This window comes from Cohaesibacter sp. ES.047 (assembly GCF_900215505.1).
GTDB lineage: Bacteria > Pseudomonadota > Alphaproteobacteria > Rhizobiales > Cohaesibacteraceae > Cohaesibacter.
In genome coordinates, this window is the sequence record NZ_LT907844.1 from 4,113,756 (window position 1) to 4,128,470 (window position 14,715).

Below are 14,715 nucleotides of genomic sequence, written 5' to 3' on the forward strand. Positions count from 1 at the left end.
CCTCCACTGAAAGTTTTGCTATTTCGTGGCATTCATCTGCGGTTAGATTGAATGAGCTGACCCTTGCCTCAGCTGTTACTGAGCGAGCGCAAATAGTTTTCTCTTCGATTTCGCCAGTTTCAGTCTGAGCTACCGTATATGCATTGCATATCACGTCAGCTGGATATTCGGGGCCTCTCGGTCCTACAGGCATTTGTGTTGCTCCTCTTCCGACTCGATGTGTCGGGAGTCCTCCCGAAGCATGAATAACCTTAATACAACTCACACTTATATCAAACGATATATGTCAACATATTGCATCACAACATGCGACGACGCATCCCTGCTATTACATACGATAATTGATAACCTTAACGAAAGAATGATCAATCAATGAATGATTTCACATAAGGAAAAATGCCCTTGTTTTGGTTTACAGTCGTTTTGGTAAGGCATTGATTTGTAATAGCCGATTTTCAACACGGTTTACATATAAGTTGTTGTCATTATTGATATAATTAATGATTAGAAGTCAGCTGCTCTATCCAACTGAGCTAAGGGGCCATCTATTTGAAATAAATAACTTATTTCGTTTCTTGAGATGGTCTGTGAGACACCTAAAACAATGTCTCATGTCTCATATGAGACTTTACCGATTTGAGTGCTCCTTTTAAGGGTCTCTGTAGCGCTTTTCAATGAGATTTTTCAGCTCTTTGATCCCTTGTGTAAGACCATCGATTTTTATCTCCAAAATCGTCACTCGCCTGTCTTGAGACATGATGGTCTCAGACTGCATTGCCTGTTGTGCCCAACGGGCTTCCAGCGCAACCACACGCCCCTCCATTGTGGCTGCCCACCAGATCGCACCCATGGCCTGAAGGACAAGGCCGAAGATGATGGCAACAGGAACCCGCTTGTCCAGAACCCATCCTTGAGAATTGCTATCGCTCATTGTTCCGCTTCCAGCCACAGTTCTTTCGTCCGGTTTCATTGTTGATAAGGATCTGCTCAACCAGGTAGGCGGGCATTGTTTCAACATCCTGCTTGTTCGGAATGATCGGGGACAATCCCCCGCAATCAACTGACCCAGTCGTCTGACAGGCGCTTACGACGCTCATCAGTAGACATGCGGCGAATATCCTCATTTGTCCGGATCCTCTCTTTCAGGCGCTTCAGGGCCTCGGTGGTCTGTCTGGCCTGATCAGCTTTCAGTCCCCTTCGATAGAAGGAAGTGGCGACATACCCGATCAGGGCAATGAGGGAGGACGCAAGCCATCGCCCCAATCGGGATCCTGCCAGCCAAGCAAGCAGGTTCATCATGTGATGATCTCTTTCAGCGTTGGCCGGCCAGCATCATCCCAACGGGCATAGAGCGCCAGCAAAGCCCCTGTGATCACGACAAGGCCAACAACCACAGAGACCACGTTGCCCACGGAGATCTGATCCAAACCGTCCTGCACCTCATTGACAGTGTTGGCCGCCGCGTCAACTGTCAGACCTGTGCCTGCAAGGGTGGCCATCGTGGCACCTTTCGCAGTCCGGGACGTTTTCAAACTGGCGGGATCATTGAAGGCCATGCTGTTCACCATCCACCCATATTCGCCCGGAGCATCAAAGCACGGACAGGCCCTGGCCGCATAGTCGCGGTGACCGGAGACTTTCTTGATGCCGTACTCTGAAATGGCCTCACGAGTCAGCCGACGCATGGTTTCTTTCTGGGCCGTGGTCCGAGTGTCTTTCGGGCTCATGTGCTTATCAACACCGCCCACATAAACATAACCGATAGTCCCGCGATTGTGGCCACTTACATGCGCGCCCATCTTCCAGATTGGCCGGCCATCGGACACTGAGCCATCCAGATGCACGACCTTATGGTAGCCAATGCCCCACCATCCCCTTTGTTTGTGCCATTGATCGATTTCTGCAACAGAGACTTCCCGCCCTTCGGGGGTATCTGTGCAATGCCAGATGAGTTCATTGATTTCGCGCATGACGTTTTTCCAAAACTACTGTTGTCCTGCACGTAGGATACCCGGTCCTATTGCTCGTCAACCTCCCTTGAGAATTATTGGAACATTGAAGACGCCTTCAGAGCACCATACCCTCACGCCACATCGTCTCCATGTCGGCTTCGGAGATACCGAGGGCAACACGCATGGTTTCAATGAGCGGATGTGAGGAGTCGAAAGAGGACGCATAGGTCCATTCAATGTGGGCCTCGTTGCGGGTTATCTCATCAGGGATTGCTTTAATTGCTGGCTCCACCTGCGACAGATAGTTGTGCCGGTTGAGAATAAGTCTGATCTGTCGGGACGAGAGAGGTGTGAGTGGCGGCTCCGGTTTTACAAACGCATCATTCTCCAAAACCCAGCCTATGTGGGGCACTTCCTCTCCCTCTACCAATTGATAGAGCGTCAAATCATGTGGAGCGATGGCTGAGATATCAGTCGTTGTACAGCAAACAGCCCCGTCGATCATTCCCACGAAGACGCCCTCAAGAGGCATCATTCCGTAGAAGTCCTCCCCCTTCTCGTTTTTGAAGAGCAAGACCCCCCATTATCGATGAGCCCCTGTTGGGCTTCTGTGGGGTTCACTGGGGTGTAGGTGTGAAAAGTACCTAGCTTGTTCATTTATGCCACTCCTACTGTATACCAACCACCATCAATCCAGCGCTGAAGAGGCCGAACCTGCATCTGTGTGCCCGCGAATCCTACAACAACATAGCCGGGCTGATCAGACGATTTCGGAAGGGTCCATTGGGAGCCGAGCCTGATATCTCTCGCAAACTGGCTGGCGTGAAAGCCATCCAGCGTGTCTGCATCCAAACCTGACCCGTGGCCGTCATTGTCTGGATGCCAGACTTTGTGATAGTCCCCAGTGACCACCATCCATCCACTCCATGTGCCATTTGCGCTAAAGCGCAAATACTCTTTATGATCGGAGCTGAAACCCCAAACGCGCTGGGTTAGCCAAAGCTTATTATGGCTTTGAACCTCCCCAATAAACCAGCCAGCCTTAGGGGCATTAGCTGCATCATCACCCATCCAAATGCCATTCGAGTTGGCATTGTCCCAATCGTCAACCTCACGGCCAGTGTCTTGAGTGGCGGGGCTTATACGTGCAAAGATGGAAGGGAGCTCCAGCAAGTCACGCATGGTCGTGTAGTTTGGCTGATTGATCAGCGTCCGACCAGACGCCGTAGCTTCAATGGGCTGGTGCAGTTCGGCTACTGCAGCACTTTCAGCAGCAGCCTGACGATCAAGGCCGGTCTGTATACGGTCAGCAGCAGTCAGAATAGCATCTGCTTCGGCATTGGTGGCAGCGATCTCAGCCCGATCCCGTGCACCCTCGGAGGCATCCTGAGCGGCTTCAGACACCTGACGTGAGGCTTCGGCGGCAATCGCACTATAAGCGCTCTCAGCGGCCTTTGAGGTGGCCGAAGAGGCACTGGATTGCGCAATGTCGCGAGCAGTCTCAGATCCGAATTTGGCAACCTGAGCTTGACTGTTCGCTGTTTCAGCATTTGTTTTAGCCGACACGGCGGAGTCTTTGGCTGAAACAGCATCGTTTTTTGCGGCTAGAGTCGACGCCTCAAGACCGATAATGGTCTGTAATTGTTCTGAAATTTGGTCGCGAATGCTATAAAAAACAGGAAGAGTAACGCCGGTGAAGTGGTCAAAAGCAAGATTAATCGCGTTTACATCTCGCACCTGCTCAACGATCCAAATCAGTGAACGCTCGAAGAGACTGTTTGTTGTCTCTGGACTATAGCGAGCACCCGTCAGTTTCTTGTTGAGTTCTAGTGTGGCTTTCCCGCGAAGCCGATATTGAGTGCCTGCAATAGCAGGAGCCAATAGTGTGACTGTGCCCCCGGCATCATTCTCGGCACCACTAACCGAGAAGTCAGCTCCCAGGACAAGTGCGCCAAACAGGCCATCTTCCGCGATGATGCCGAATTCAAGATCATCGTCCTGCTGGAATTTGAAGGTCACAGGAAATTCTGTCTGGCCCGCAACCGACGTATAGAATTTTTCGCGATTATCTTGAGTGATGGCGTTTTCGGACATGAAAGGCTCCTTTGTGCCTATCATGTCCTTTTCGCCAAGGCGTCAACCGTCGCCTAATTGATCAATCCCGGCACAACAGCCTTGGCTGTCCGTTTGATCCTATTGCCATTCAATTCATAGCCCTGCTTTGTCCGTGCAACCAGATCGCCCAGTGGTGCGTTTGTGCCATCCTCGAGCAGTCTCTTGCGATAGTCCGGCCAAACCTCTTTCACAGTCTCGAACGGAACGACACCCCCGGTCGCGTAGCGATCCGCCAGCACCTGAAGAATAGCCGGATCGATTGCCTTGAGTTCCCGATAATGCCCCTCGATATCCATGAGCCCGCGATGCACCCAGCCGGGTTGATTGAGCATCACGAGGGCATTGCGCGCTTCTTTGACTGCGAGATTTTCGAGAATGTCCACCACAGCCCCGCGATCATTCTGCGAAATCCCTGTCACATCTCCACCCGCTCCGGTCACGGTATCGTCTGCCAGATCCTTGCGCAATTTCGAGATGGCCCGCACAGCACGTCGCGCACGATCAAGAGGATGCAGTTTCTTGATCTTGGCCTCTTTGCGGTCAAGGTTGCGGGAGACCAAATACACTCGCTGTTCCTCACCAAGCCCGGAAAGATACTCAGCCGCCCCCGCCTCGTCACCAGCGTCCAACATGGCGTCATAGCTTTTGACAGCCCCCTCGAATTCACCGGTACTGGGGGCAACCAGCGCCCAGAATTTGCGCATCGAGCGAGAGCCTTTGGAGGCTGATTTGATGAAGCGGCGCAGGATCGCCATGTCATCAATCGACTGTCCCGGCTTGTCGCTGCCAAAGGCATCATAAAGCGAAAGGGCGGATCGTCCGAGACCACCGGTGAAATTGATCATCATCTTTTCGGTCAGCGCCGGCGACCAGCCCATCACGTCCCCGATCTGTTTGGTTAATTCCGAGGTGCGAGCCGTGTATTGCAAGTGGGGTTCCAGCCCCTGCATATGATCCGGAATGATCGGTGCACCAGTGAAGAAGTCCGTATTGCTCTTGCTTTCAAAATAGCTTTTTACAATCGGGTTGCTTTCCATGACATTGGGAGGAAGCAACACTTGGAACAGACCATCCATATAGCGCTCATAGGCGGTCGGGTCTGAGGCAATCACCGCATCGAACACCGCTTCCCCGATGTTGAGAACCATGGCCATTTCGAACGGTTTCGGGATGGCGGTCCATTTGTTCCCAGTCTTGACCATCCAGTGCGTTGCACGAGTGGTTTCCGAAATCTCGTGGTATTCATCATGGCGGCTCATCAGGGCGTGTAGGCCCATTCCCACAACAGTCAAAACACCAAGCCGGGCCCATGCCTTGATCGCCAGCGGCAGGGCTTTTTCGTCTTCTGCGGTCAAAACCTTGCCCATCGCCTTTTTGGCCAAAGGCATCAGCATCAAGCGCGAACTTTTATCGATGCCCTGCAGGCTGGCGTTTAGGAACGGCACAAGGCGTGAAAGAGCCACCATTTGCAGGCCGCGACGATCAAAGTCGATGTGATCTCGTGCGAGATAAGCTGCCTCGGCCGCCGCTTCAAAATCATCCAGCCCACGCAATTTCGCTTCTTCGAAGAATGTCTTGTTAAGCCCGAGCCGGGTAGAGGTTTCCGAGATTTCCGAGATTTCCGTGATGGATGCCAGCCCTTTGGCAAACTGATAAGGACTGGTTACGGGATTGGCCAGTTTCGATGTGACAAACCCTTTCTTTTCCAATGCTTTGAGGTCACGTTTTAAAGCACCGTTGCGAAGGGATGCGACGTTCTCACCACCCATGATGCCACCCATGACATTGTATTTGCGGGCAGCATCTCGGCCATACAATTCGTCTATTGCCCCTTGCGCTGTCGCCTTCAAACGTTGGAACGGTTTGCCATAGAAGATGGCGGCCATGACCTGATCGCGAATAATATTGGCGGCAATGAATTCTGGTGCCGCCGTTACACCGGTGCGCAACATGCTGGCAGATGCCGCCAGAATGTTTGTCAGCATGCTTTGCTCTATCTTGTTCATCATCGTGAATGTTCGGAACAGATGTTGCCCAAGCTCGCCATCGGCCAGGCGGAAGGCACGGAGTTGGCCACCCTCGCGATAGAACACGATCGGTTGTCCGTTCTCTGAAATGACTTCTGGCCGGAACAGTCTTGCCTTCTCGTCCCCAAGGGAGGCTTCCAGTGCATCGCGGACAATGGCGAAATCCTGTTTGGAATAGCCCTTCTGTTTCGCCGCCGCTTCCACCGCCTCGATCGGGTCAATGATCATGGCGCGCATTTCCCGCGCCGGGATCTCTTCGACGATGCGGCCCGATCCATGGCCGGCCATATCACCCAAACGCTTGAGGCTCTTGATCATGTCATTGTGGGCGATGGCGGCGGAGGTTTCGTAGGCATCCATCATCAGGCTTTCAACCGGACTGATCACGTCCAGATTGGATCCCTTGAAGCGATTGACTTGCGCCTGCTTACCTGTTCGCACGCCTTTGCCTTCGGTCTTGGTGTTGCCCGGATAGTCCTGCTTTCGGAGGCCCGGCACATAGTCCTTGATTGCCAAGCCATCAAGAAACTGTTCCTGACTGATCAGACCGGCATCGTACTTCTTTTTCCAAAGGTTGCGGTTCCATTCATAGACCATTTCAGCAGCCCGCACGAAATGCGGGTGCACCGCTTCCATCTCTTGGACAACCAGTTGGTGATCACCCTTGGTGAATTTGTCCGGCATATTCGGAATGTCGCCAGCTTCTAATCTATCATGTTCCCCCAAGGAGCGACGGGACCAGAGATAGGAGTCGAAATCTTTCACCACGGCGTCATCGAATTTCGACAATACGTTGCCACCACCTTGGGAAAATATGATCGCATCCCGCAAGGCAGGGCCTTCCGCGTTGAGACTTTGATAACCGTGCACTCCATGCATCAGGTCCATATGCCCGGCGCTTTGTGCGCCTTCCATCATGCGAGCAAGTTTATAAGGATCATCCTTGACCTTGAGATCCAGCTTTTTGCCCGTGTTTTCATGAAACACTTTGGCCAGTTCGGTAACGGCCTGCTGGATCGGATGCTTGCCGTCGCTGAAGTTTGTATAGGCATCATGAAAACGATCCCCGATTGTCTGGCCGATGCCGGTTCTTTTCGCTTCCTCAAGCACCTGCCCGATCAGCCCTTTGCGCTTGGTCGTGATGATGGAGTTCGAGACGGCTTCACCGGATGGCATGGTGCGCCAGGCGTGATAGGTGTCCTGTATGTCGACAAGCCCCTTCAGCCAGTCCGGATTGTTTTTTGCCAGATAGTCGGTGAAGGCCTTATTGAAGCGCGGAGCATGCTTTGAAGCATAGTTCGGATTGGTCATGAAAGACCGGAAAAATTCGGCAAATCCTTCAGACAACCACAAGGACGGATGATAGCCCCTCGGAGCCATTGCTTCCAATTCTCCGCGATAAAGAACCATCAAATCGGAGAAGTCCTGCCCCAGTCGCTTGTCGATGTGGTGTCCCACTTCATGCGAAAAGACCTCGAAATCTTCCATATCGGCGAGACGGATCACACCGGTCTTTGTGTGATGGGTGCCCAGCACGCCTGTCTTGCGCTTGCCCAGAGGCATCTTGATGCCCTGACGAACCGCCGCGACACCTGTCTGGTCAATCAACCGGTTTGTAATATCAACCAAACGCAATCCGGTTGCCTTGTGGTTCGTTATCGCTGTCCCGCGCGCCACACCGTCTTCACTGCGACGGAGTTCACCCGTGATTTTGACCTGACGCGCTTCAAGGGTCGGATCCACTTCTGCATCGATTTGGGCAATCATCGCTTGAAGATCTGGATCTGTCTTGCCATCGGTTCCGGATGGGCGCAGCGTTTTATCGGCTGAGGGGGCAGAGGAGCTGTGTGTGTCTGAATGGTGGTTGTCGGAGCGCTCAGAGCTACCCTCTACACGCTGGCTTTCCTTGCCTTTGCTGCTGTTTGGCTGTATCTTTTCCTTTGCCGGCAAGGTGGAGGAGCTGTGTGCGTCCACCTGGAGACTATCAAGGCGCTCCGTAGTACCCTTGGTATGCCGGTCTTTCCTTTTTTCAAATGCAGTCATTAGCCAGGTCTTGGCCTGACCGTCATAGTCCAGACGCACAACAATGTTGTGATCACCGTCAGTCAATCGGATCCGGTTTTGGCTTTGCGTGTAAACTTCCGCTTGGCGAATGATCGCTGGCAGGTTGTCTACGACTTCAGGATGCTTTTCGAAAACCTTTTTCAAACCCGATCCTTTTCGGGTTTTAGGATCATAGCTGCCCCAAATCACATCGATGTCGCCAATCTCCGGATGATCGAGCGCCCTTGGTGCTTCTCCTGTTTCCATGTCTTTGAGACGGGCAGCAACCTTGCCCCAGTCTTTGCCATGGGCCTCGATATCCAGCACCGGGCCAAACACCCCTTCCCCGATGATATCGGGGTCATCGAGCGACCATTTCCCATTGGTGGGCGTTGCACTGTCATCGACCGCCATCTTCTGGACGTCCGGACGCTCAGGCTTTGGCTGCAATCGGTCTCCAAGGGCAACAGGCTCCAAATCGGCCTCAGATGCCCTCAGAGCGCGTTTTGCCTCAGTGAGCGGCGCAGCTTTACCAAAGTCCAGAGTTTTGCCTTCGGGTGCAGCAACGTCCATTTCGGGCGCATTGATGGGCTCGGAGCGCACCGCACTGTCAATCAGATCTAATTGCCGGGGCGCTTCAGCGAGGTTCTGATCTTTCGCCCATTCTGAAATCTCACCAGCCGCTTGACTTTCACGGCTTGCCCGGTGCGTGACAGGCCCCATGACACCACCAGCAACGGCCCCCAATCCGACTGAGGCTCCCAGTTGGATCGGATCGAATTCCTCTCGAAACCCAGCCCCCAGTTCGATGCCTTGAATAGCTGTGTCTGTCGCCGCATTGACTGCCGCCGCATCGATCGCACCGGCAAACACTCTGGCGCGCACGGTTGCGAGGCCACGTCCAGTCAGGGCAACAGCCTTCTCTCCCAATCCGATCGGAAGCAGGTTTTCAAGATGAGTTGCACCACGCTCGGCATCAAAAATGGTACCGGCCAACTGTCCGGCCAAGGCCGCCGTACCCTCCAACGCGCCATCGTAGTCAGGGAAGCTCTCATAACGGCTATCAAACCGATGACGATTGTCCGGCCTTGAAACATCGCGCAATGCGCCAACAGCAGTTCCCTGCCGGGTCGCTGCTTCCATGTTGATATAGAACCGTTCGGCAAGACCCGGACGCGGGGCTTCCTTCAGCGTTTGCTCGTCATCTTGATAATATTGAGCAAAAAAATTGTCTTTTGGAATTGGTGAAGAACTTTCCTGTTTATCTGCCATATCTAGTTCCTCACACGTCCTCTGTGGTCACGCTTTTGTTTTGGCGGCTTTGTTGCTGCCTTGGGTTTTCGGGGTTCTTGGTCTTTCAGCCAATCTTCATATGAAAGGGCTTCATCATGTCTGGCCGCTTCCAGATAGGCCTTAAGATCTTGTTTTGAGGCTTCGTGCCGTTGCAGAAAATAGTCGGCAGCACCAGCGCCAAATGCCGCATCAAAATCGCTTGCTTTTTCTGGGTTGGAAACGAGAGCCGTGATGGCGTCTATGTTGGGCCAAAGAACTTCAGGCGGTGCCGGCCGCTCGACTTTGCGCCCACGTTGATCACGGGCTTTCGAGTTCGCTTCGATTACGTCATCATACTGGGACTGTTGCTGCATCTTCATAGCAGCCCATCCATTCATCGCCTGATCAGCTGTCGCCGCTTCGGCCTTTTCTCCGATCGCTTTCTGCTCACTTAGGCTTGGCCCCTCTCCTTCCCAATCTTTCAAGTAGGCCTTTGCCGCATTGACCAAATCACGATGCAGTCCCTTGGACTGGAATACTTGGGTCATCACATCGCCCGAGTATGGGCCAAACGTTTGATCGAAGCTTTTGGCAAGCTTCATCCATTCAGCCTTATCGGCTTCATCCGGAAGCCCTTCCAAAATTCTTCCCAACTCACCATTGGTCAGAACAGCCTGTGCCGCTTCTGGAATATCAAGCGAGGCTTGTGCATCCAGCCGTCCCTTGATCAGCTCTTCCAGAGCAACCGGATCGCCGTCATAGGCCTGCTGTTTTAGGCCTTTCAGATCTTCAAACGCCTGATCAACCGCTTCGGCGGGATCTTCCTTGCGTAATTTTGTAATGCGTTTGGCTTCGGCCTTCGTCGCGTTCAGAACCGCCACCTGATCCACATAGCCAAGACTGCCCGGCTCGGGTTCAAGGCCATCCAACTTCATCAGGATCTCGTCAGTTGGAAGAAGGTCCAGTCCGGCCGTTGCATCAAATGTGGCAGTCTGGACTTGCCGCTTTCGCTGCCAGTCCGTTGCCGCTTCTTCACCCAGCGTTGCCTTGACCTGATCAAAGTTCAGTTCTTCGCCATCGATGGACAGGCCGACGCCGGTCTCTCCGATCGATGCGAGATCATCTACGAGCAATCGCTGCATTTTCTTCGTTTGCAGTTTCACATCGGCGGTCGCCTGCTGGCGCTCTGCCCTGATTGCCCCTGAGTATTTGCGATCCAGCCCGTCGACCTGTTCAAGGCTCAGATCCTTCAGGAAGCCTTCGCCCTCTTTCCATTCGTCTTTCAGGCCTTCGACAAAGGCTTGCTTTTCATCAGGCCCCGGCAGGCTGTCGAACACCCCGTCGATCCGGGCAAGGGTGACCGTGTCGAAAATCACTTTTTGCTGTTTGCTGGCCAGTTGCGGCGAAATCAGCCCGGCTTCGAGCGCGTCTTCGATGTTGGCCAGGTTTTCATTCATAGCCACATCGAGATCAGCCCCTGCTTCCTCATCATCGCCAACGAGATAAGCCTGTCTTTGCAAACTGGTGCGAGAGGATTTCAGAACTTCGTCATAGTCGGCCCGCTCGCCATCGCGCACCCGTTTGTCTTCTTCTGCCCGCGCCGATTTCTCATAAACACGCCTTTTACGGGCAAAGGTTTCTCGCCCCAGAAGCAAGAGCTCAGGGTCTCCGGACAGTGTGTTGAGCCGTTCGAGCACGCCGCTTTCAGCCTCATCAAATGCCTTTGAAAGCGCGGCCGGATCCTCTTTGTGCTCATCATAAAGCGCCTCAAGCTGCTGGCTGACCTCCAAAGGCAGCCGGCGACTGATCGCCCTGTTTTGCGCGTGCTGGTAGGCTTCGCCCTGAAGGGACTTGTCCTTGCGCAAGGCAAGGGCGGGACCAGACGGACCGGGGCGGCCGGTTCCGGCTGTGGTGGGTTGTCTCTGCTCTGTCCCAAGGGTTTCCGTCTTGCCAACGCGAAATCCCTCCATCCGCTCCATGGCATCGAGCATGACAGTGCGCTGCTGTTTGGACAGGCTGCCAAGAGGGGTTGAAGCTGGCACGCCGACCGCTTCGGCTATCGCTGAATAGTAGGCCTTGGTGTTGTTTTCCGAAGCAGGTGCATAGCGAGAAATGGCGGACGCGATGGACTTGCTCTTGTAGGAGCCCGACTCGAACAACAAGGAGGCTTTTGCCTTCCTTCCAGTCTCATAGTCCGGAAAAACAGCAAACCGCCCGTCTGTGCCAATGGCTCCGTGCGACTTGGCGAAGTCGCCAAATTCCAGATTGCCCGGATTGTTGTTGCGCCAATTCCTTGCCCCGGAATATCGAACGACTGATCCATCCTTGTGACGGATCGTGGTAAATCCCTTTCCAGCGTCAACAACCTTCAGACCTTCGGGCATGGGTGCGGCTGTTGAGGTGTCCCCGTCTGCCTCACTGTTGGTACCAAGATCCGCGTTGTAGCCGTCATAGAAGCCTTGCGTCTTTCCGGCCTCGATGCTTGCCTGCTCGCGCCGCTTCAAGGCATTGTCAGCAAGGCGTCCCAATGACCTGCCCGTTTGGCGCAAATCAGAGGCGAGCGATCGCCACACACCAGCATTGGCATCGACGGCAAAGCCCGGTTTCGTGCTCACCTGCCCGGCTGTGTCCAAACGAGACAGCTTTCCCGGTGATCGTGAATTGCGATTGGGCATATCTCACTCCTTAGCCAAATGCACCAGCAAATCCCGCCAGAGCGCTCAGCCCACCAGCGGATTTTGTTCTTCCTGCCACCCGGCGCCATCCCGCAGCACGGGCGCGGAGCATGGCTTTGCGGGCGTCAGTGTCGGCCCGATCAACAGTGATGTCCTGAGCCGCGCGATCTTCCAAGGCGAGCTCCATATCTTCCGAGACACCCTCACCGACCAGCTGGCCGGAGGCGGCAAACTTGACGGCATTCTCACCAAGTGACTTCATCAATTGCCGCTTGATGTCGGTTGTCCGTTGCAGCCCCTTGGCCTCTTCGTCTGTTGCCTGCATTTCCGATTGATCGGCCTGCATCTCGAACTGTTCGGCCTGAGCATTCGCGCCGGTCATGCCGGCAACAGCACTGGCAAAGCCGGCCACACCCTTAAGAATGGTGCCGGCTGAAATGCCGCTGCCAAAAAGTCCGGTTGATGCCGTCGCGGCAGTGGTCGCAGCGGTTGCTGCTCCGGCTCCGGCGGTTGCCGCGCCTGCTGCCGCGGCGGCTGTGCCGGTGCCGCCCAGCATTGCGCCAATTCCACTCACAAGCATCATTGGTCACTCTCCTATAGCTTTGCTTCAGCCGTGATTGATCGAACGGTCAGCCGCCCGGGGCGCAGTTGTGTGATGGTGACTGTCGGTTCGTCGGAATAGCCGGTCAGGCCCCGCAATTCGATCAGGCCTGTGTAGCCGTCCTCGAGCTCGGGCTTTTCAAGATCCGGATCATAGGTGCGCAAGGGCACATCAACCGGATCCTTGCCATTGACCGCGACCGCCAGAGACGTAGTATCAACGACTGAAATCCAGACCGAATGGATCCGGGCCTTGCGGCGCAAGACCGTTCTGGGGCCGATGTCGCGCGGCGGCGGCAAGGTCTCCACCTTTGGCGGGAAAAACAGGCCAACCTCACCGGACTGCACCTCAACGTCCACGGTGATCCGGGCAGCGGTGACGATATAGGGCCCATAGACATTGCCGTCCCCAAGCACCCAGACATTCAGGCCTTCCAGATGATCAAGACCGGTGATATCCATTTGAGGCGCGTCGAACGAGAAGGAATGTGCGGCATCGAGCAACAGCCCCCGCTCGAACCGCTCAAGGCGTCTCGATCCCGAACGCTCAGAGATGACGGACATTTCATCGCGGGCATTGACGGCAACCGCCCGGAACAGGGCATCATATGAGGTAACCCGGCCAAAAGCCGTCACATCCTGTTCGCGCAAAAGGTGCCCCATGCGCATCCGGCCACGCTCATCGATGACGCCCAATGTGTTGGTGTCGGTCGAGCGCTTGGCCCGTCGCACCGCCAAGTCGCACACGTCTTCAAACAGGTGCGAGGAAAGCAATGTGATCGGCGAGCTGACAAAACTGTCAATGTCGGTGTAGCGGATCTCGGAAAGAACGGAGCCGGACTTGTGGCAATAGATCGATGCGCCCTCATTCTTGACCACCGGCACCCCCTCCTTGCAGCCGTTGGTCGAGGCTTCGACATGATTTGTCGGCACCGTCTTGTCGATGGTGCGATCGGCGATCCAGTATTCGCGCTCAGAGGTCAGAACCAGCAGATTGTGGGCATCGACCAGATGGTTGATGGTTTCCCCGCCCTCACTGTCGAGCGGCACGACAAAGGCCCCATTGGCTTCATCCAGATCCGTGCTGAAGGAAAAGTAGCGGCCAATGATGGAGGCCATCCAATTGCTGGCGCGTGATTTGAAGCCGCCTGTCAGCAAGCGCTGTTGGATGAACAGGCCACAGCGCGGCCAGCCCCGCGTGTTGGAAATGATTGGTTCACCAGGCGGGATACCCGTCTTGAGCTTGAAAGCCGGAATGGCTCCATCCGCATCATCAATCGGGGTTCCCGACACCGCCCAGCCGTCGCCCTGGTTCTCGGTGCCGGAAAAAATGATCTTGATATTCGTTCCAGCAAGGACCGAAACGACGATCCCCGGTGCGACATTGGGAAGCTCAAGGATTGCGGCTTCGATCAATCCCGCCAGGGCACCCGCGTCCGTGCTGTAGGTAATCGAGATTGTCTGTTGCCCGGAGACCGTCAGCCGGAAGCGTTTGCCGGCATCAAAGCCGATGAAGTTGATTTCCCATTCGGCAGGCACACCGTTTGAGTAGGACGCGCCATAGTCGTAGTTCGGTAGGCCATCATAAGGCAGCTGATCGACCTGCCAACTATCAGTGGCCTGCACAATGCGGATGGACGGCACTTCCTGATGAAACAGAAAAGTCGTGTCCTGCCGGTGCGTGTTGGTCACATGAGGCAACTGGTCTGTGGTCAGCGGCACCGCGACTGTATCCGTGATCCCGTCCGCATCGATGACATCTGCATGCCCATCACGCAGCGCGATTTCGTAGGCCGTCCCTAGCGAGTTCTTGAACGGCAGAAGACGCCCGGAGGTGGGATAGAGGCCCGTTTTGTGGCGCAATCCGTCCCGAAGACTAAAGCCCCCTTGAGGATGGACTTTGGCATTCTCGAAGTGCTTCGCACCGGTGTTGTAATATTTGAGCTCGGTTCGATCCGTCTCATGCGGATCAAGCTCGCCTGCCGTGTAGGTGGTCTGGATCCGCCCCGGTCTTGCTACCATCTTGCGGAT

Annotated in this window: 9 protein-coding genes; all 9 read right to left on the reverse strand. The window is 54.7% G+C overall.

The genetic code is table 11. The annotated features are described in order from the left end of the window. Positions 1–649: 649 nt before the first annotated feature. The 9 genes from CPH65_RS18870 to CPH65_RS18910 all read right to left on the reverse strand — a co-directional run bounded on the left by CPH65_RS18870 (position 650) and on the right by CPH65_RS18910 (position 14,706). Positions 650–931, reverse strand: coding sequence for a hypothetical protein (locus CPH65_RS18870; protein ID WP_096175288.1), 282 nt, complete (start codon positions 929–931; stop codon positions 650–652). 125 nt (positions 932–1,056) lie between these two features. Then, positions 1,057–1,299, reverse strand: coding sequence for a hypothetical protein (locus CPH65_RS18875; RefSeq protein ID WP_096175289.1), 243 nt, complete (start codon positions 1,297–1,299; stop codon positions 1,057–1,059). Continuing rightward, positions 1,296–1,970 (reverse strand): N-acetylmuramoyl-L-alanine amidase, encoded by a 675-nt coding sequence (locus tag CPH65_RS18880; protein WP_096175290.1) that lies wholly within the window; start codon positions 1,968–1,970, stop codon positions 1,296–1,298. Before CPH65_RS18880 ends, CPH65_RS18875 begins: the two co-directional genes overlap by 4 nt. 97 nt (positions 1,971–2,067) lie before the next feature. Further along, positions 2,068–2,526, reverse strand: a complete 459-nt coding sequence (locus CPH65_RS18885) for a hypothetical protein (protein ID WP_157747804.1) — start codon at positions 2,524–2,526, stop codon at positions 2,068–2,070. An 83-nt stretch (positions 2,527–2,609) separates the two neighbouring features. Then, positions 2,610–4,046, reverse strand: a complete 1,437-nt coding sequence (locus CPH65_RS18890; protein ID WP_157747805.1) for a pyocin knob domain-containing protein — start codon at positions 4,044–4,046, stop codon at positions 2,610–2,612. 53 nt (positions 4,047–4,099) lie between these two features. Next, positions 4,100–9,409 carry an LPD38 domain-containing protein gene (locus CPH65_RS18895; RefSeq protein ID WP_096175293.1) on the reverse strand — a complete coding sequence of 1,770 codons (5,310 nt, stop codon included), beginning with the start codon at positions 9,407–9,409 and terminating at the stop codon, positions 4,100–4,102. A 2-nt stretch (positions 9,410–9,411) separates the two neighbouring features. Beyond that, the gene (locus CPH65_RS18900) at positions 9,412–12,084 is read right to left on the reverse strand and encodes a hypothetical protein (protein ID WP_157747806.1); all 2,673 of its coding nucleotides are present in this window, start codon (positions 12,082–12,084) and stop codon (positions 9,412–9,414) included. 10 nt (positions 12,085–12,094) lie between these two features. Continuing rightward, the gene (locus CPH65_RS18905; RefSeq protein WP_096175295.1) at positions 12,095–12,667 is read right to left on the reverse strand and encodes a hypothetical protein; all 573 of its coding nucleotides are present in this window, start codon (positions 12,665–12,667) and stop codon (positions 12,095–12,097) included. 11 nt (positions 12,668–12,678) lie between these two features. Further along, complete coding sequence (locus tag CPH65_RS18910; protein ID WP_096175296.1) at positions 12,679–14,706, reverse strand: hypothetical protein; 2,028 nt, start codon at positions 14,704–14,706, stop codon at positions 12,679–12,681. Positions 14,707–14,715: the final 9 nt, after the last annotated feature.

What these genes read in the sequence shown, in the direction of transcription:
- CPH65_RS18870 (WP_096175288.1), bottom strand. Translation starts at nt 931, where the DNA reads ATGAGCGATAGCAATTCTCAAGGATGGGTTCTGGACAAGCGGGTTCCT.
- CPH65_RS18875 (WP_096175289.1), bottom strand. Translation starts at nt 1,299, where the DNA reads ATGATGAACCTGCTTGCTTGGCTGGCAGGATCCCGATTGGGGCGATGG.
- CPH65_RS18880 (WP_096175290.1), bottom strand. Translation starts at nt 1,970, where the DNA reads ATGCGCGAAATCAATGAACTCATCTGGCATTGCACAGATACCCCCGAA.
- CPH65_RS18890 (WP_157747805.1), bottom strand. Translation starts at nt 4,046, where the DNA reads ATGTCCGAAAACGCCATCACTCAAGATAATCGCGAAAAATTCTATACG.
- CPH65_RS18895 (WP_096175293.1), bottom strand. Translation starts at nt 9,409, where the DNA reads ATGGCAGATAAACAGGAAAGTTCTTCACCAATTCCAAAAGACAATTTT.
- CPH65_RS18900 (WP_157747806.1), bottom strand. Translation starts at nt 12,084, where the DNA reads ATGCCCAATCGCAATTCACGATCACCGGGAAAGCTGTCTCGTTTGGAC.
- CPH65_RS18905 (WP_096175295.1), bottom strand. Translation starts at nt 12,667, where the DNA reads ATGATGCTTGTGAGTGGAATTGGCGCAATGCTGGGCGGCACCGGCACA.
- CPH65_RS18910 (WP_096175296.1), bottom strand. Translation starts at nt 14,706, where the DNA reads ATGGTAGCAAGACCGGGGCGGATCCAGACCACCTACACGGCAGGCGAG.